At 67.8% G+C, this 18,199-nt stretch carries 15 protein-coding genes; 6 read left to right on the forward strand and 9 right to left on the reverse strand.

Annotation, left to right across the window (positions count from 1 at the left end; all coding sequences use genetic code 11):
- Positions 1-23 precede the first annotated feature (23 nt).
- From BW981_RS03360 to BW981_RS03370, 3 genes are all read left to right on the forward strand, one after another.
- Complete coding sequence (locus tag BW981_RS03360) at positions 24-947, forward strand: pirin family protein (protein WP_076436179.1); 924 nt, start codon at positions 24-26, stop codon at positions 945-947.
- A gap of 190 nt (positions 948-1,137) precedes the next feature.
- Entirely contained in the window at positions 1,138-3,063 is a 1,926-nt protein-coding gene (gene dxs, locus BW981_RS03365) for a 1-deoxy-D-xylulose-5-phosphate synthase (protein ID WP_076436181.1), read from the forward strand.
- Between the two features lie 10 nt (positions 3,064-3,073).
- Entirely contained in the window at positions 3,074-3,799 is a 726-nt protein-coding gene (locus BW981_RS03370) for a TlyA family RNA methyltransferase (RefSeq protein WP_076436183.1), read from the forward strand.
- A gap of 32 nt (positions 3,800-3,831) precedes the next feature.
- On the opposite strand, the gene BW981_RS03375 is transcribed toward BW981_RS03370, so the two are convergent.
- Positions 3,832-4,335 carry a hypothetical protein gene (locus tag BW981_RS03375; RefSeq protein WP_076436185.1) on the reverse strand — a complete coding sequence of 168 codons (504 nt, stop codon included), beginning with the start codon at positions 4,333-4,335 and terminating at the stop codon, positions 3,832-3,834.
- A gap of 83 nt (positions 4,336-4,418) precedes the next feature.
- Between BW981_RS03375 and BW981_RS03380 the strand changes: the two genes are divergently transcribed.
- A complete protein-coding gene (locus BW981_RS03380; RefSeq protein WP_076436187.1) occupies positions 4,419-5,183 on the forward strand; it encodes an SOS response-associated peptidase in 765 nt (254 codons plus the stop codon).
- A gap of 46 nt (positions 5,184-5,229) precedes the next feature.
- The gene (locus BW981_RS03385; protein ID WP_076436189.1) at positions 5,230-6,828 is read left to right on the forward strand and encodes a gamma-glutamyltransferase family protein; all 1,599 of its coding nucleotides are present in this window, start codon (positions 5,230-5,232) and stop codon (positions 6,826-6,828) included.
- A gap of 3 nt (positions 6,829-6,831) precedes the next feature.
- Here the strand turns inward: BW981_RS03385 and BW981_RS03390 are convergent, their stop codons facing one another.
- The 5 genes from BW981_RS03390 to BW981_RS03410 form a co-directional block, all read right to left on the reverse strand.
- Positions 6,832-7,608, reverse strand: coding sequence for an ABC transporter permease (locus BW981_RS03390; protein WP_076436192.1), 777 nt, complete (start codon positions 7,606-7,608; stop codon positions 6,832-6,834).
- Between the two features lie 25 nt (positions 7,609-7,633).
- Positions 7,634-8,434: an ABC transporter ATP-binding protein gene (locus tag BW981_RS03395; RefSeq protein ID WP_076436799.1), complete on the reverse strand. Its 801-nt coding sequence runs from the start codon at positions 8,432-8,434 to the stop codon at positions 7,634-7,636.
- 94 nt (positions 8,435-8,528) lie between these two features.
- Complete coding sequence (locus BW981_RS03400; protein WP_076436195.1) at positions 8,529-9,530, reverse strand: ABC transporter substrate-binding protein; 1,002 nt, start codon at positions 9,528-9,530, stop codon at positions 8,529-8,531.
- A 270-nt stretch (positions 9,531-9,800) separates the two neighbouring features.
- Entirely contained in the window at positions 9,801-11,213 is a 1,413-nt protein-coding gene (locus tag BW981_RS03405; RefSeq protein ID WP_076436197.1) for an FAD-binding oxidoreductase, read from the reverse strand.
- A gap of 15 nt (positions 11,214-11,228) precedes the next feature.
- Positions 11,229-12,467 (reverse strand): class I SAM-dependent RNA methyltransferase, encoded by a 1,239-nt coding sequence (locus BW981_RS03410; protein ID WP_076436199.1) that lies wholly within the window; start codon positions 12,465-12,467, stop codon positions 11,229-11,231.
- Positions 12,468-12,607: 140 nt separating this feature from the next.
- Between BW981_RS03410 and BW981_RS03415 the strand changes: the two genes are divergently transcribed.
- Positions 12,608-13,672: a cysteine synthase A gene (locus tag BW981_RS03415; protein ID WP_076436801.1), complete on the forward strand. Its 1,065-nt coding sequence runs from the start codon at positions 12,608-12,610 to the stop codon at positions 13,670-13,672.
- Positions 13,673-13,799: 127 nt separating this feature from the next.
- On the opposite strand, the gene BW981_RS03420 is transcribed toward BW981_RS03415, so the two are convergent.
- From BW981_RS03420 to BW981_RS03430, 3 genes are all read right to left on the reverse strand, one after another.
- Positions 13,800-15,164: a dicarboxylate/amino acid:cation symporter gene (locus BW981_RS03420; protein ID WP_076436201.1), complete on the reverse strand. Its 1,365-nt coding sequence runs from the start codon at positions 15,162-15,164 to the stop codon at positions 13,800-13,802.
- 170 nt (positions 15,165-15,334) lie between these two features.
- Complete coding sequence (locus BW981_RS03425) at positions 15,335-17,113, reverse strand: SLC13 family permease (RefSeq protein ID WP_076436203.1); 1,779 nt, start codon at positions 17,111-17,113, stop codon at positions 15,335-15,337.
- 39 nt (positions 17,114-17,152) lie between these two features.
- Complete coding sequence (locus BW981_RS03430) at positions 17,153-18,145, reverse strand: magnesium transporter CorA family protein (RefSeq protein WP_076436204.1); 993 nt, start codon at positions 18,143-18,145, stop codon at positions 17,153-17,155.
- Positions 18,146-18,199: the final 54 nt, after the last annotated feature.

The raw sequence follows: 18,199 nt of genomic DNA on the forward strand, positions 1-18,199 counted from the left end.
TTCCTTCAAACAGGAGGCTATCCATGTCGCAATTGCCCGCCGAAGACCCGATCCTGGGCGATGCCCGCTCCTGCGACGCGATCGAGAAGGTGATCGTGCCGCGCTCGCACGATCTCGGCGGCTTTCAGGTTCGCCGCGCCTTGCCGGCGATCGGCCAGCGGATGGTGGGGCCCTTCATCTTCTTCGACCAGATGGGGCCGGCCGAATTCCATCTCGGCGAGGGGCTGGATGTCCGCCCGCATCCGCATATCGGACTCTCGACCGTGACCTATCTCTTTGACGGCGAGATCATGCACCGCGATTCGCTGGGGACCGCGCTGGCAATCCGGCCGGGCGCGGTCAACCTGATGACGGCCGGTCGCGGCATCGTCCATTCCGAGCGCACGGGGCTGGAGGCGCGTGCCACCGGCCCGAGGCTCTACGGAATCCAGGCCTGGCTCGCCTTGCCGAAGACGCATGAGGAGACCGCGCCGGCCTTCGCGCATCACGGCGCCGAGGCGCTTCCGCGCATCGTCGAGGGCGGCAAGCGCATCAGCCTGATCATGGGCTCGGCCTATGGCCAGACCTCGCCGGTGACATTCCCATGGGACGCGCTCTATGCCGAAGCCGTGCTGTCGCCCGGCGCGATCCTGCCGCTCGACCCCGATTACGACGAGCGGGCGGTCTATGTCGTCTCGGGCAAGATCGACATCGCCGGGGAGGAGTTCGGCGCCGGCCAGCTCCTCGTCTTCAAGCCAGGCGACCGCATCTCGATCCTGGCCATCGACCAGAGCCGCGTGATGCTGGTCGGTGGCGAGCCGATGGACGGGCCGCGCAACATCTGGTGGAACTTCGTCTCCTCCTCGAAGGAGCGGATCGAGCAGGCCAAGCAGGAATGGAAGACCGGCCGGTTCGACACGGTGCCTGGCGACGAGGCGGAGTTCATCCCGCTGCCGGAAGGGCCCTGACCTCGTCGGCCGGCGGTCATTCTCGGACCTGACCCGAGAATCGTGGCAAAGTCGAGTTTCCGTGCCTCGACAGGCCCGAGATGCTCGGTCTTCGCCCGAGCATGACGAAGCTGTCCTTTGCATTCGGTTTGCCACCGCCCGCCCCAGCCCCTATTTGAGGAGGCTGTTCTCCCTGGCAACGGAATGCTTCGTGCCCCGCCCTTCCACGCCCCGCCCTTCCACGCCCCTGCTCGATACGATCCATGATCCGGCCGATCTGCGCCGGCTCGGCGATGCCGAGCTGAGGCAGGTGGCGGATGAGCTCAGGCTCGAGACGATCGATGCCGTCTCGGTCACCGGCGGGCATCTCGGCGCGGGGCTGGGCGTCGTCGAACTCACCGTCGCGCTGCACCACGTCTTCGACACCCCCCGCGACCGGCTGATCTGGGATGTCGGGCACCAGGCCTATCCGCACAAGATCCTGACCGGACGGCGCGAGCGCATCCGCACCCTGCGCCAGCCGGGCGGCCTTTCCGGCTTCACCAAGCGCTCGGAGAGCGAATACGACCCCTTCGGCGCGGCTCATTCCTCGACCTCGATCTCGGCCGGTCTCGGCATGGCCGTCGGGCGGGATCTGGCGGGCGGGCGCAACAACGTCATCGCCGTGATCGGCGACGGGGCGATGTCGGCGGGCATGGCCTATGAGGCGATGAACAATGCCGGAGCGCTGGGCTCGCGCCTGATCGTCATCCTCAACGACAACGACATGTCGATCGCCCCGCCGGTCGGCGCGATGTCAGCCTATCTCGCGCGCCTCGTCTCGGGGCGGACCTATCGCTCGCTGCGCGAGATTGGAAAGCACCTCGCCGAGCGGCTGCCGCGGTTCTTCCACGAGAAGGCCAAGCGCACCGAGGAGTTCGCACGCAGCTTCTTTACGGGCGGCACGCTGTTCGAGGAGCTGGGCTTCTACTATGTCGGGCCGATCGACGGCCATAATCTCGACCATCTGCTGCCCGTGCTGCGCAATGTGCGCGATGCCGGCGACGGGCCCATCCTCGTCCATGTGGTGACGCAGAAGGGCAAGGGCTACGGCCCGGCCGAAGCCAGCGCCGACAAGTACCACGGCGTCGTCCGGTTCGATCCCGTCACCGGGCAGCAGGCCAAGGCGCCGGCCAACGCGCCGAGCTATACCGGCGTCTTCGCCAATGCGCTGATCAAGCAAGCCCACGAGGACGAGAAGATCGTCGCGGTGACGGCGGCGATGCCCTCCGGCACGGGGCTCGACTCGTTCGGCAAGGTCTTTCCGGAACGCACCTTCGATGTCGGCATAGCCGAGCAGCATGCGGTGACCTTCGCGGCGGGCCTGGCGACCGAGGGCTACAAGCCCTTCGTCGCGATCTACTCGACCTTCATGCAGCGCGCCTACGACCAGATCGTCCACGACGTCGCCCTGCAAAAGCTGCCGGTGCGCTTCGCGCTCGACCGGGCCGGGCTCGTCGGCGCCGACGGCGCGACCCATGCCGGCTCCTTCGACGTCGCCTATCTCGCCTGCCTGCCCGACATGGTGGTGATGGCGGCGGCCGATGAGGCGGAGCTGACCCATATGGTCGCGACCGCCGCAGCCTATGACGACGGCCCGATCGCCTTCCGCTATCCGCGTGGCGAAGGCGTCGGCGTCGAGCTGCCGGATGTCGGCGTGCCCCTGCCCATCGGCAGGGGCCGCGTGGTGCGGCAGGGCACGCAGATCGCCCTGCTCTCGCTCGGCACGCGGCTCGGAGAGGCGCTGAAGGCCGCCGATCTGCTCGCCCAGCGCGGGCTCTCCACCACGGTGGCCGATGCCCGCTTCGCCAAGCCGCTGGACCAGGAGCTGATCCTCAAGCTGGCGCGCGAGCACGAGATCCTCGTCACCATCGAGGAGGGTTCCGTCGGCGGTTTCGGCAGTCATGTGCTGCATCTGCTGGCGCAGAACGGGGCGCTGGATGCCGGCCTCAAGGTGCGCGCGCTGACCTTGCCGGACGTCTATCAGGACCACGACAAGCCGGACGCGATGTACGCCGCCGCCGGCCTTGACGCCGCCGGCATCGTCGCGGCGGTCGAAAAGGCGCTCGGCGCACCGAGCGCCGTCAAGCGCGCCTGAACGGCGCCCGATGAAGAAGCGGGCCGACCAGCTCCTTGTCGAGCGCGGCGTCTTCGAAAGCCGGGCCCGGGCGCAGGCCGCGATCGCGGCCGGGCTCGTGGTCGCGGACGGCCATCCGGTGCGCAAGGCCTCCGACATGCTCGCCGCGGATGCGGTGCTGGCCGCGCAGGCGCTGCACCCTTACGTTTCGCGGGGCGGGCTGAAGCTCGCCGGCGCGCTCGACGCCTTCGGCCTCGATCCCGCAGGCCTGCTCTGCCTCGATGTCGGCTCGTCGACGGGCGGCTTCACCGATCTGCTGTTGAAGCGCGGCGCGCGCCACGTCGTGGCCGTCGATGTCGGGCGCGACCAGCTCCACGCTTCGCTGCGCAACGATCCCCGCGTCACCAGCCTTGAAGGGCAGGACATCCGGACGCTCGCGCCGGCCATGCTGCCGGGACAGCCGGAGTTGGCGGCGATCGATGTCAGCTTCATCTCGCTCAGGCTGGTGCTGCCGGCGGTCGCCGCGCTGCTGGCCCCGCGAGCCCGGATCGCGGCGCTGATCAAGCCGCAATTCGAGGCCGGGCGCGCCGCTCTGAAGAAGGGAATCGTGCGCGACGAGACGGTGCAGGCCGAGGTCTGCGCCGGGATCGTCGCCCTGCTGGGCGATCTCGGCTTCAGCGTTGCGGGGCCGATCCCCTCGCCGATCGCGGGTGGCGACGGCAATCGCGAATTCCTGGTGTGCGCCCGCCAGGGCTGAACCCGGGACCGAGCTCGTTCGGGGTGCTCGGGCTATCGCGCCAGCAACGCGTCGACGTCCGCCTGCAGCGAGCGATCCTCCACCGTCGTCAGGTCGATGGTGCCGTTGGCGTTGATGAAATGCGTCGTGCGGCCGATGAGCCTGCGCAACGCCTCGCTCGCCACCTCGACGATGACCGGCAATTCAGGGCGATGCGGCTTCTCCGACAGCAGCGCCGTCATGGTCCGGATCAGCCTCGTCATCGCGGCGCAGGTCTGCTCGAAGCCCCTCCGGCGCCCGGCGTCGACGCGATCATAGGCGCAGATGGTCTCGGCCGCCCACCGCAGTCTCGAAGCCTGGAAGTGCTCGCGGTAGCCGAGGCTGACCCAGGCCTTGAGATCGTCAATCACGCTGTCGTCCGTGGCCGCCAGCTCGATCAGCATCAAGGCTTCGTTGAAACGATTGAGATAATCCGTCGAAAGGCGGGGCGTGGCTCGCCCCTCTTTCGATTCCGCCGCCTTTCCGGCCTGAAGTCTCGGCGCCGAGATGGTCATCATCTACCCCAGATCGGTGGGGACTATGTTGGCCCAACCGCAAATAAAGTATTGATCTTTGTGGTCGGTCTCGACCTAAACGGCACATGTGCGGACGCTATGCGATCACCTTGCCGCCGTCAGCGATGCGCGAGGCTTTCGGCTATCGCGAACAGCCGAATTTCCCGGCGCGCTACAATATCGCGCCGACGCAGCCGGTTCCCGTCGTGCTGCCGCATCAGGATGGCCTGCGCTTCCTGCTGATGCGCTGGGGCTTCATTCCCGGCTGGGTCAAGGACCCCAAGGATTTTCCGCTCGTCATCAACATCCGCACCGAAAGCGCGGCGGAAAAGCCATCCTTCCGAAACGCGCTCCTGCGGCGGCGCTGCCTGCTGCCGGCGGACGGCTTCTATGAATGGCGGCGCAGCGGGACGGGCCGCGCCGCGCGGATAGAACCCTTTCTGTTTCGCCGCCCGGATCGCGGCTTCTTCGCCTTCGCCGCTCTGTGGGAGACCTGGCATTCGCCGGATGGCTCGGAGATCGATACGGTCGCGATGATGACCGGCCCCGCCAACGGAACCATGGCTGCGATCCACCATCGCTGCCCGGTCATTCTCGACCCGAACGACTACCCGACTTGGCTCGACCCCAACGCGACGCCGCAGCAGGTCCAGCACCTGCTGAAGCCGCCGCCGGACGATCTGCTGGAGGCGGTGGCGATCGGGAACGCGGTCAACAAGGTCGCGAACGACGGACCGGAGCTGCAGGAGCCGGCCGCCGCGCCCGTTCCCGACCGCGCGGCCAAGCCCACTGGTCATGCGCCCAGGGCGGCACGCCTCCCCGCCGATGACGGGCAAGGCAGCCTGTTCTAGCGCCGGATTCATGCTCTGATCGCCGAAAGCGACGAGGAGAACGCGCATGCATGGCCGCCGCCCCACCATGACCTCCCGCCACGGCATGGTCGCCGCCGCCCATCCGCTCGCGGCACAGGCCGGCGCGAGGCTGCTGGCGCAGGGCGGCAACGCCTTCGATGCGGCCGCAGCAACCGCCGCGGCGCTCAACGTGGTCGAGCCCTTCATGTCGGGCCTGGCCGGCATGGGCTTCGCCACCTGCTGGGTCGCGGCGGAAGCGCGCGTGCGCGTGCTCGACTTCGTGCCTCCCATTCCGGCGAGCTTCCCCGCCGAGCGGTTCCGCCAGCGCTCCGATCTCGACCGCGGCCCGCTTTCGGTGGCCTCGCCCGGCAATCTCGCGGGCTGGTGCGAACTCGTCAAAGCTTACGGACGCAAGAGTCTGCGGGACATCTTCGCGCCCGCCATCGCGCTGGCACGGGACGGCTTTGCCCTCGCCGAATTCGGTGCCGACGAGTTCGCCGAGCACGGCCCGGCGGTGCAGGCGATGCCGGCTCTCGCGCCCGCCTGGACAGCCAATTATGCCGCCCCAGGCGCCATTCCAGGCCTCGGCGACGTCCTCGTGCAGGCCGATCTTGCACGGACGCTCACCGACATCGCGGAAAGCGGGCCGGACCATTTCTACCGCGGCGCGCTGGGCGAGCGGGTGACCGCGCATCTCCAGGCTCTCGGCGGCACGCTGACCATGGCCGATCTCGAGGCCGTGAAGGCGGTCTGGCGCGAGCCGCTGGCGCTGGGCTATCGCGACCTTCAGGTGCATGTACCGCCGCCGCCCTGCGAGGGCTTCCAGTTCCTGCTGACGCTGGCGATCCTCGACGGGGCCGATCTCGGCGCGCACCCGAAGGACGGGCCGGAGCATCTCGACCTCGTCTATCGCGCGATCCGGCTCGCGGCGGGCGAGCGCATCGCCCACAACAATCCGGCGCCGGCCCAGCTGGCGCAAATGCTCTCCACCCCTTCCATCGAGCGGCTGCGCGCTCGCCTGCTCGACGGGAAACCCGTTACCGGCCCGACGGAGCAGTGGACACCGCTGGAGGGCGAGGACCCCGCCCATACGACCTCATTCTCCATCGCCGACGGCGAAGGCAACCTGATCTGCATCACCCAGAGCCTCGGCAGCCCGTTCGGCAGCGGTGTCGTGGTCCCTGGCACGGGGCTGTGCCTCAACAACTTCCTCTATTGGGCCGACGTCCAGACCGGCAGCCCCAACCGCGCGAAGCCCGGCGACGCGCTGGCGATGTGCATGTCGCCCTCGATCTCGACGCGCGACGGCAGGCCGGTGCTCGCGCTCGGAACACCCGGCAGTTACGGCATCATGCAGACGCAGGCTCAGGCCATGGTGCAGCACCTCGTCTTCGGCCTGCCGCTGCAGGAGGCGATCGAGGCACCGAGAGCCCGACTGTGGGACGGCAGTCTCGTCGAGATCGAGAACCGGATCGCGCCCGAGACGATCGCGGCGCTGCGGCACCGAGGCCATGACGCGCGCGCCCTCGACGTAGGCTGGACGATGCGCTGCGGCGGGATGCAGGCGGTCGCGGTCGATCCGGCGACAGGTGTCCTCACCGGCGCGGCCGACCCGCGGCGGGATGGGTATGTCGCAACGCCTTAAGCGTCAGCCCACCAACTCGCCGCGAAAGGCCCAGCGGGTCATGCGCCGTTCGACCAGCGCGCAGAGCGCGTAGAGGCCGATGCCCATGATCGCGATCGAGAACAGACCGGCGAAGGTCGTGGCGGTGTCGTTGCGGGCGCCGGCCGAGAGCATCAGGAAGCCGATGCCGCGATTGCCGCCCACCGTCTCCGACAGCACAGAGCCGATGAAGGCCAGCGTCACCGCGACCTTCAGGCTGGCGAAGAGATAGGGCATGGCGCGCGGCACCCCGACCTTGGTCAGGATTTCCCACTGGCTGGCGCCCAGCGAGCGCATCACGTCGCGCATCTCCGGCTCGATGGTGGCCAGCCCCGTCGCGACGTTCACGACGATCGGGAAGAAGGAGATGACGAAGGCCGTGATGACCGCCGGCAGCGCCCCGACGCCGAGCCAGATCATCAGGATCGGCACGATCGCGACCTTGGGGATGGCGTTGAAGGCGATCAGCAGCGGGTAGAGCCCCGCATAGACGAAGGGCGAAGCGCCGACCGCGAGCCCCAGCAGCAGGCCGAAGCCGATCGCCATGGCAAAGCCGATGATCGTCGTCCAGAGTGTCTCCAGGCAGAAGCGCAGGAGAATGTCCCAGCGCTGGATCATGACCTCGACGATGCGGCTCGGCCGCGGCGCCAGGATCTCCGGCACGGCGAAGACGATGCAGGCGACCTCCCAAAGCAGGAGCAGCGCCAGCGCGGCAAGCCAGGGCATGGCAACGAGCAGGATGCGCCTTTGCGTATCGCTCATGAATCTTGTCCTGCCGGGGGCCGCATCAGGCATGCTCCAGATGGATGCGCTCGCGCAGCTCGTGGACGATATCGACGAAGGCGGGCTCGAAGGTCGTCGCCAGCGTGCGTGGGCGCGGCAGATCGATCCTGCGGGCCATCACCACTTTTCCGGGGCGTCGGCTCATCACATAGACGGTGTCGGCGAGATAGACCGCCTCGCGCAGGTCGTGGGTGACCAGTACGGCGGTGAAGCGGCGCTCCAGCCAGAGCTGCTGCATCACGCCCCAGAGTTCCTCGCGGGTGAAGGCGTCCAGCGCCCCGAAGGGCTCGTCCAGCATCAGGATCTCTGGCTCGTGGACGAGCGAGCGGCAGAGGCTGGAACGCTGCTGCATGCCGCCGGACAACTGCCAGGGATATTTCGAGCCAAAGCCGCCGAGGCCCACCGAGGCCAGCAATGCTTCGACGCGCGCGACGTACTCAGCCTTGTTCGCGCGGAAGCGGCGCTTATGCGGCTCGACCACCTCCAGCGGGAGCAGGATGTTGTCGAGCGTCGTGCGCCACGGCATCAGCGTCGGCGCCTGGAAGGCCATGCCGACACCGCGGATCGGGCCCTTCACCGTCTGACCGTGAACGCGCACATCGCCGTTCGTCGGCGGCAGCAGCCCGGTGACCAGCTTCATCAGGGTGGACTTGCCGCAGCCGGACGGGCCGACCACCGCGACGAATTCGCCCCTGGCGATGGAGAGCGTCGCATCCTCGAGCGCGACCATGCGCGAGGCGCCGGCGCCATAGGACAGGCTGACATTGCGCAGCTCGACGAGGGGCGGTTCGGTGGCTGCGGTCATCGCAGGCGTCATTCTCGGGCTTGCCCCGAGAATCTCGGGAAGGAAGGACTGGGGAGAGATGCTGGGCCGAGCCCGACCATGACGGCTCCGTGGACTACGGCGCGACCATCCGCTCCGCCTTGGGCGGCAGGAATTTCGACGAGAACACCTTGTCCGGCTCGGGCGCGGCCGGCAGGCCGAAAGCCTCGGCGACGTCCTTGACCGAGCGGGCGAAGCGGGCGGGATCGACGTCGCCCATGCCGTTTTCCTTCACGAAGGGCGTCAGCACGTTCATCCTGAGCGACATGTCGAGGCGCTCGGCCTCCAGCTTCTCGTCGATCAGCGGGTCACGCTTCTTGGTGGCGGCGATGCCGAGCGACGGGTTGGCGGCGACCTCCTTCCAGGCCCTGGCTGTGGCGCGCAGGAAGGCCGTCACGGCCTCGGGCCTGGCCGCCAGCGCCGGCGAGACGATGATGCCGTTGCCGTAAACATCCATCTTGTAGTCGGAGTAGTTGAAGGAGACGACATCCTCCGCTTTCACGCCCCGCGCCTTCAGGTCGAGGATCGAGGAGAAGTAGTGGCCGGAGATAAAGTCGACCGTGCCCTGCACCAGCGACTGCTCGCGCAGCTGCGGCGTCAGGTTGACGTGCTGGACGGATGCCGCATCCAGGCCGACCTTCTTGGCGAAGGCGGGGAAGAGGCGGAAGGAGGCGTCGAAGACCGGGGCGCCGAGCTTCTTCCCGGCGAGATCGGCAGGCTTGGCGATGCCGCTCTTCTTCAGGGCATGGACGCCGAAGGGCGGAAAGTCATAGGCCATGAAGACGCAGAGGATTTCCTTGCCGGCGTTCTTGGCGTTGTACTCGATCAGCGAGTTCACATCCGCAAAGCCGATGTCATAGGCGCCGGTGGCGACGCGCTGGACCGCGCCGGCCGAGCCCTGGCCGGGGTCCATCGTCACGTCGAGCCCCTCGGCCTTGTAATAGCCCTTGTCGAGCGCGACGAGGAAGGGCGAGGTCGGCCCCTGGAAGACCCAGTCGAGCGTGAATTTCAGAGGAGTCTGGGCAGCGGCCGGAAGCGATGCGGCGAGCAGGCTTGCGAAGGCCAGAGCCGCCGTCACGCGGCGCGTCGGGCCCCTGCTCTGACCGCGTGCCAAGCTTGCAACACTGCGCGCAACACCGATCATCGCCACCGTCCCCTTTTTGATTGTCGCGGGAGGCTAGAAGCGGGTCCGAAGGCGGTCAATCAGGGGCGAGGGCTGTCCTGCCAGTTTTTTGGGCACCTTCATGCTCGCGCGGCGCCATCGCCAGAAAACGCGCGTCACCCTGGACGGAGCGAAGCGTAGATCCGGGATGACGCGCGTCTGGTCAGCGATGACGCCCTTCAGCCCTTACGCCTGCGGCACCACCGCACCCGGATTCATGATGCCCTGCGGGTCGAGCGTGCGCTTGATCGCGCGCATCAGGTCGAGTTCGACCGGGTCCTTAACGCCCGGCAGCAGGTCGCGCTTGAGGCGGCCGATGCCGTGCTCGGCGGAGATCGAGCCGTGCATCTCGGCGACGATGGCGTGGACGGCCTCGTTCATCTCGCTCCAGCGGCCGAGAAAGGCGGCCTTGTCGGCACCGACGGGCTGGCTGACGTTGAAATGGATGTTGCCGTCACCGAGATGGCCGAAGGGCACGGGCCGGCAGCCCGGCACCATCGCCTCGACCGCCGCGATGGCGCGGGCGAGGAACTCCGGCGTCGCATGGACCGGCACCGAGACATCGTGCTTGATCGAACCGCCCTCATGGGTCTGCACCTCGGAGAGCATTTCGCGCAGCTTCCAGAAATCGGCGCGCTGGGTCAGCGAGCCGGCGAGAGCGGCGTCTGTGACGGTGCCCTGCTCCAACGCCTCGCCGAGGAAGGCCTCGACATGCTCGTCGAGCCCGGCGCTCTGTTGGGCCGAGACCTCCATCAGCACATACCAGGGGGAGGATTCCGACAGCGGGTCGCGTGCGCCGGAAGCGTGGCGCAGGACGAAATCCAGGCCGATGCGCGGCATCAGCTCGAAAGTCGTCAGAGTGCCGCCGGCGCCGGCCTTGGCTGCGTTGAGCAGATCGAGCGCCGCCTGCGGGCTCGGCACGGCAAGGAAGGCGGTGGCGCGCGCCGCCGGCAGCGGGAAGAGCTTCAGCACAGCGGCGGTGATGATCCCGAGCGTGCCCTCGGCCCCGATGAACAGGTCCTTGAGGTCGTAGCCGGTGTTGTCCTTGCGGAGCTGGCGCAGCCCGTTCCAGATGCGGCCATCCGGCAGCACGACCTCCAGCCCCATGCAGAGCTCGCGGGCATTGCCATAGGCGAGCACCGCCGTACCGCCGGCATTGGTCGAGAGATTGCCGCCGATGGTGCAGGAGCCTTCGGAAGCGAGCGAGAGCGGAAAGAGCCGGCCCGCGGCCTCGGCCGCATCCTGCGCGCGCTTCAGCGTCACGCCCGCCTCGACGATCATCGTGTCTCCGTTGGTATCGACGGCACGGACCTTGTCGAGGCGCTGGAGCGAAAGCACGATCTCCTCGCCCTGCGCGATCGGGATCTGCCCACCGACGAGGCCGGTATTGCCGCCTTGCGGCACCAGCCGCGTGCCGGTCTCGGCCGCAAGCTTCACCAGTTCCGCCACCTCTGCGGTCGAGCCGGGCCGGACGATGGCCTGGGCCTTGCCACGGAACAGATCGCGCCACTCCTTCAGATAGGGCACCATGGCGTCGGCATCGGTGACGACGTTCTTTTCGCCGACGATGGCGGCCATGCGATCGAGAATCGTGCTCATCCTGAAGCTCTGTCCTCAGCCCTTCCTGCCCCGCCGGAACACGCCGACGAGCTCGACATGGGCTGAATAGCGGAACTGGTCGACCGGCGTCACGCCCTCCAGCGCATAACCGCCCGCGATCAGCGTCGCAGCGTCGCGGGCGAAGCTGGCGACGTCGCAGGAGACGTAGATGACGTCCTTCACCTTGGAGGCGGCCAGTCGCTTCACCTGCGCCTCCGCGCCGGCGCGCGGCGGATCGAGCACCACGACGTCGAAGACATTGAGTTCGTGTTCGAGGAGCGGGCGGCGAAAGAGGTCGCGCGTTTCGGTCGCGATCGCTTTCAGGCCCTGCGTCGCACCGAAGCCGCGCGCGAGCGCCAGCATCGCGGCTTTGTCGCTCTCGACGGCGAGAACCTGCATGCGTTCGGCGAGGCGAAAGCTGAAGGGGCCGCAGCCGGCGAAGAGATCGGCCGCGCGCTTGCCCTTGGGCAGCGCCGCCAGCACCAGCCCGGCCAGCGTCTCCTCGCCCAGCGCCGTCGCCTGCAGGAAGCCGCCGGGCGACGGCGCGACCAGCGCCTTGCCCATATGCTGCTGCGGCGCGCGCCGCTCGACGACGATCTCACCATGGTTGGAGAGACGGGCGAGATCGAGCCGCTCAGCCAGCACGGTCAGCGCCAGCCTCGCCTTGTCGCCGAGCGGGCCGTGGCCGCGCAGATCGACATCGAGCCCGGCTTCGGAGGCGGTGACCTGGATATCGAGGGGTTTATTGGCGCTGCCGAGCCGGTTCGCCAGCATCTGCGCCACGGCCGGTGCGCGTGCCAGCCCCGGCACCAGGACCGGGCAGGCCTCGACCTCGATCAGGTCATGCGTTCGCGCTGCCATGAAGCCGACGATCATCTGCTCCCCTTGGAGGCGGGCATGGAAGGTCACGCGACGGCGGCCCGCGCCATGAGCGTCGACCACCTCCGCGACCGGCGCCTCGATGCCGGCACGCGCCAGCGCGGTGACGACCTGCTGGCGCTTCCATTCCCGATAGAGGCCGGGCGCCATGTGCTGGGCCGCGCAGCCGCCGCAGCGGGTAAAAAGCGGGCAGATCGCGGCGATCCGCGATTCGGAGGGCGCGATGATCTCGACGAGGTGGCCGCGCTCGCCATCGACGACGGCGCGCACGGTCTCGCCCGGCAGGGCGAAGGGAATGAAGACACTGCCGGGAGGCGACGCGACGATGCCGTCGCCGCGCTGACCGAGGCGTTCGACGACGAGAATTTCGTTCATGGCGAGCTTCGGAGAAGAACCTTCTCCGGCCTGCGGCTTGGCGACTGGCATTGTTCCGAACTCGGGCTTCGGCCCGCTTGCGTGATGATCTCGGCGAGGCTTTCGCCTATCAGGTTGAGGAGACATTGGGAAATCCGGACATGACCATCCGCCAGGCACACGGCATCAGGGACGGCGTCGTCGACGCAATCGGCCATACGCCGCTGATCAAGTTGAAGCAGGCTTCGGAAGCGACGGGCTGCACCATCCTCGGCAAGGCCGAATTCATGAACCCCGGCCAGTCGGTGAAGGACCGCGCCGCGCTCGCCATCATCCGCGACGCCGAGGCGAAGGGGCTGCTCAAGCCCGGCGGCGTCATCGTCGAGGGCACGGCGGGCAATACCGGCATCGGGCTGGCGCTCGTCGGCAATGCGCTGGGCTATCGCTGCGTGATCGTGATCCCGAACACGCAGAGCCAGGAGAAGAAGGACATGCTGCGGCTCGCCGGCGCGACGCTGGTCGAGGTGCCGCCGGCCCCTTATGCCAACCCGAACAATTACGTGAAGGTCTCAGGCCGCCTGGCCGAGGCCTTGGCGAAGACCGAGCCGAACGGCGCCATCTGGGCCAACCAGTTCGACAACACCGCGAACCGACAGGGCCATATCGAGACGACCGGACCCGAGATCTGGGAGCAGACGGAGGGCAAGGTCGACGGCTTCATCTGCGCTGTGGGCTCGGGCGGTACGCTCGCCGGCGTCGCCATGGCGCTGAAGGCGCGCAATCCCAAGGTGACGATCGGGCTGGCCGATCCGATGGGCGCGGCGCTCTATTCCTTCTACACCGAGGGCGTGCTGAAATCCGAAGGTTCGTCGATCACCGAGGGCATCGGCCAGGGCCGGATCACCGCCAATCTCGAAGGCCTGAGTGTCGGCGCCGCCTTCCGGATTCCTGATGCGGAAGCCGTGGAGGTCGTCTTCGACCTGCTGGAACATGAAGGCCTGTGCCTCGGCGGCTCCTCGGGCGTGAACGTGGCCGGCGCGATCCGACTGGCGAAGCAGCTGGGGCCCGGCCACACCATCGTGACCATTCTCTGCGACTACGGCACGCGGTACCAGTCCAAGCTGTTCAACCCGGACTTCCTGCGCTCGAAGAACCTGCCGGTGCCGGGCTGGCTGGAGCGGGACGATGCCACGCTCCAGCAGATTGCGACGAGGGTGATGGGTTGAGCGCCAGGCGATGGTGACCGCTCGTCATTCTCGAACTTGACCCGAGAATCCCGCTGAAGCGCGGCGCGAGAGCCTCCGTCGCCGAAAGATGCTCGGGTCAAGCCCGAGCATGACGCCGGTTTCAACCTCAGGCCGCCTTCGCCGCTCCATCGATCACCTCGATATCGCCGGCACGGTCATATTGCGCCTGGTCGAGCAGGCCGCGGCGCTTGGCGACGATGGTCGGGATCAGCGCCTGTCCGGCGACATTCACCGCCGTGCGGCCCATGTCGAGGATCGGGTCGATCGCGAGCAACAGGCCGACGCCGGCCAGCGGCAGGCCGAGCGTCGACAGCGTCAGCGTCAGCATCACCGTGGCGCCGGTCAGGCCGGTCGTCGCGGCCGAACCGATGACCGAGACGAAGGCGATCAGGACATATTCCTGGATACCGAGCGGCACGCCGTAGAACTGCGCGACGAAGATCGCCGAGATCGCCGGATAGATGGCCGCGCAGCCATCCATCTTGGTGGTCGCGCCAAGCGGAACGGCGAAGGCGGCGTATTCGCGCGGCACGCCGAGGCTCTTTTCGGTGACGGCCTCGGTCACCGGCAGGGTGCCGATCGAGGAGCGCGAGACGAAGCCGAGCTGGATAGCCGGCCAGGCGCCCGCGAAGAAACGCATCGGCGACAGGCCATGCAGCAGCAGCAGCGCCGGGTAGACCACCAGCAGCACGATGGCGAGCCCGATATAGATGGCGATCGCGTACCAGGAGAGCTGCTGCAGCGTCTGCCAGCCATACTGCGCCACCGCATTGCCAAGCAGGCCGACCGTGCCGATCGGCGTCAGGCGGATGACCCACCACAGCACCTTGCGGACGATGGCGAGGAATGACTCGTTCAGCGCGAGGAAGGGCGTCGCCTTGTCTCCGACCTTGAGCGCGGCGACGCCGACGACGATCGAGATCACGAGCAGTTGCAGCACGTTGAAGCCGAGCCGCGTGGTGGCGGCGCCGCCATCGACCCGCGTCGTCGCCTGCAGGCCGAACATGTTGGCCGGGACGAGCCCCTTCAGGAAGTCCAGCCAGGAGCCGACATAGGCGGGCGCCCGCGCGCTCGACTCCGTCACGCCCGCATGCAGCCCGGGCTGGATCAGCAGGCCGAGCGCGATGCCGATCAGCACCGCCACGAAGGCCGTGATCGCGAACCAGAGTAGCGTCTGCCAGACCAGCGCCGCGGCATTGGAGAGCTGGCGCAGATTGCTGATCGAGGCGACGATGGCGGTGAAGATCAGCGGCGGCACCAGCGCCTGCAAGAGCTGGACGAAGATCGAGCCAATGGTCGCGAGCGCCGTCGCCAGCCAGTTGGGCTGGCCGGCCGCGTCGGGGCCGATGTTGCGCGCGACCCAGCCGAGCGCGAGGCCGAGGACCATCGCCGCCAGAACCTGGAAACCGAAGCTGGAATAGAAGGGCTTCCGGGCGGGAGCCGCGCCGGCGGGGGCCGTTGTGGTGGTCATGGGGACATTCTCTTTGAAGCGGCCGGCGCATCTCGGCAGCCGGCACGAACCTGCTGTTTATATAGGCATCGGCGGCCTCTCGGCGCAAAGGTCGAGGGTTTCGTTTTCAACGGCACGAGCAGCCGTATCGTTCCCCGCAGGGGGCCCCCTGGAGGTGATTATTCTCCGCTCTAGCGCAGCGGCCAGACAAGCAGGATCATCGGCACCGCCACCAGCAGCACGAGCAGCGAGAGAGGCGCCCCGAGGCGCGGGTAGTCGCTGAAGCGATAGCCGCCCGGCCCCATCACCAGGGTGTTGCACTGGTGGCCGATGGGCGTGAGGAAATCGCTCGCCGCGCCGAGTGCGACCGCCATCAGGAAGGCGTCGGGATTGTAGCCGAGATTGGTGGCGAAGCCCGCCCCGATGGGCGCCATGACCAGGACGGTCGCAGCGTTGTTGAGAAAGGGCGTGACGGCCATCGCCGCCGCCATCATCAGCGCGACGGACGCCCAGCCAGGCAACCCGGCCCCGACCTGCGCGAGCCAGGCGGCGAAGACATCGGTCGCGCCGGTCGAGCGCAGGGAATCGCTTACCGGGATCAAGGCTGCCAGCATCAGCAGGATCGGGGCGTCGATGCTGGAATAGGCCTCGCGCAGCGGCACGCAGCGGAAGGTGATCAGCGCGACAGCCGCAGCAAAGAATACCAGCGGGACCGGGGCGAGGCCGGCCGCGAGCGTGACGACGGCCGCAAGCACGATGGCCACCGTGATCAATGCGCGCCGCGTCGAACCCAGCGAGACGGCTCGTTCGGCCAGCGGCAGCAGCGCGAGCTCGCCAAGCTTCTCTGGCAGAAGCTTCTCGTCGCCCTGGATGACGACGATGTCCCCGGCTCGGATGCGGATGTCCCGCAGGCGCTGCGAGAAGCGCTCGCCGGAGCGGCTGATCGCGATCAGATTCACTCCGAACCGGGCATGGAGCCCGAGATCGCCCGCCGATTGGCCGATCAGTACCGAATTGGGGCCGACAATGGCCTCGCTGACGAGATCGGGGTCGAGTGCATCGTCCTTCTGCGTCGGGCGATGGGATCCGTCGAGATCGAGCCTGCCCTCGGCGACGACGCGCTCCAGCACGTCCGCCTCGCCACGCAGCAGCAAGGTGTCGCCCGGCTTGAGAGCGGCATCAGGCAGCGGCGCCTGGAGGCGACGCTTGTCCCGCAGGATCGCGACGATCTCGACATCGCCGCCGCCGAGCGCCTTCAGATCGGCGACGGTCTTGCCGACGAGCGCCGATGCCGCTCCGACTTCGGCCTCGGTGATGTAGTCCTTGATATCGATCGCCTGGTCGACCGAGACCGCGCCCTTGCGATTCTTGGGCAAAAGCCGGTAGCCGACCGCCAGGAAGGCGCAGCCGGCGAGCGCGACGACGATCCCCACCGGGGTGAAATCGAACATCGAGAAGGGCTGACCGCCCAGCTCGGACCTGACGCGGGCGACGATCACGTTCGGCGAGGTGCCGACCAGAGTGACGATGCCGCCGAGCAGGGAGGCAAACGCCATCGGCATCAGAAAGACGGAGGGGGATTTTCCGCCCTTGCGCGCGAGCTGGTAGGCGATGGGCAGCATCATCGCCAGCGCCCCGATGTTCTTGATGATCGCCGACATCACCGCGACGATGACGACCAGCATGGCCACCTGCATCTGCGTCGAAGCGCGCTGCGGCATCACCTTGGCCACGAGGCGCTCGATGACGCGCGAGCGCGCCACGGCCGAGCTCAGCACGAGCGCGCTGCCGACGATGATGACGATATCGTCCGAAAATCCCGAGAAGGCGTCCTTGCCCGGCACGATGCCGAGCACCACACCGGCCAGCAGCGCGATCATCGCGACGATGTCGTAACGGAGCCTTCCCCACAGAAAGGCCGCCATCATCGCCATCACCAGCGAGACGGATAGAAGCTGGGGCGTCGTCATGTCAGGCGTGCCACTTTCCGGCAGCAGCCCCGCTGCGCCTCAGAGCCATTTCTTCCAGCGGAAGAACATGTAGGGCAGCACCGCAAACACCACCATCGATGCCAGCGCCAGCGGATAACCCCACCGCCACTCCAACTCCGGCATCGCCTTGAAGTTCATGCCATAGATCGAGGCGATCAAGGTCGGCGGCATCAATGCCACGGAGACGACCGAGAACAGCTTGATGATCTTGTTCTGCTCGATCGAGACGAGCCCGAGCGTGGCGTCGAGCATGAATTGCAGCTTGTTGGAGAGGAAGGTGGCATGCTCCTCGATGGCCTGCACGTCGCGCACGGCCGAGCGCCATTCGCCGGCGAAGGCCGCCTGCGCCTTCTTCGGACGGGTATAGGTGGTCGAGAGAAAGAGCAGGACGCGCTCGACCGAGACCATGCTCTCGCGGACGTTCGAGATGATGTGCTCGTGCTGGCCGATCTGCTGGATGACGGCCTGATAGGCGCCACCCTGCTCCACATCCTTGGCACGGCCGGCGAAGATCCGGCGCGAGGCCATGTCGATCTTGTCGCCGACGCCGCGCAGAACCTCGGCGGCGCGGTCGACGATGGCCTCGATCAGCCCATCGAGCACCGCTTCAGGCTGACTGCCGCAGCCGCCCGGCTTGGCGGCGCGGTTGAGGAAGATGGCGAAGGCCCCGGGCTCGTCGTAGCGGACGGTGACCAGCGCCTTCTCGGTGAGAATGAAGGTGACATCGGCCAGCCTCGGGACGACGCTGTCCGACTGGCAGATGACGCGCGCCGTCATGTAGTGCGCGCCGTTCTCGGTGTAGATGATCTCGGAGGGCTCGAGATCGTGCATCTCCTCGCGCGTCGGAATCGAGATGCCGAGATGGGCCTCGAGCGCCTTGTCCTCGGCGGGTGTCGGGTTCAGCAGATCGATCCAGACCGCATCGCTCGGGAAGGGCTCGTTGGTTGCCGCCGGCTTCGCCGGACGCAGCTTGTCACCCGTGTCCGGGCAGATGCGGTGGATCGTCAGCATCGGGGCGAATCTCGCTGGGCAGCGGGCGGGCAGCGCAGGAGACCGGTTCGGCCA

It is taken from the genome of Allobosea sp. TND4EK4 (genome assembly GCF_900156025.1).
GTDB lineage: Bacteria > Pseudomonadota > Alphaproteobacteria > Rhizobiales > Beijerinckiaceae > Allobosea.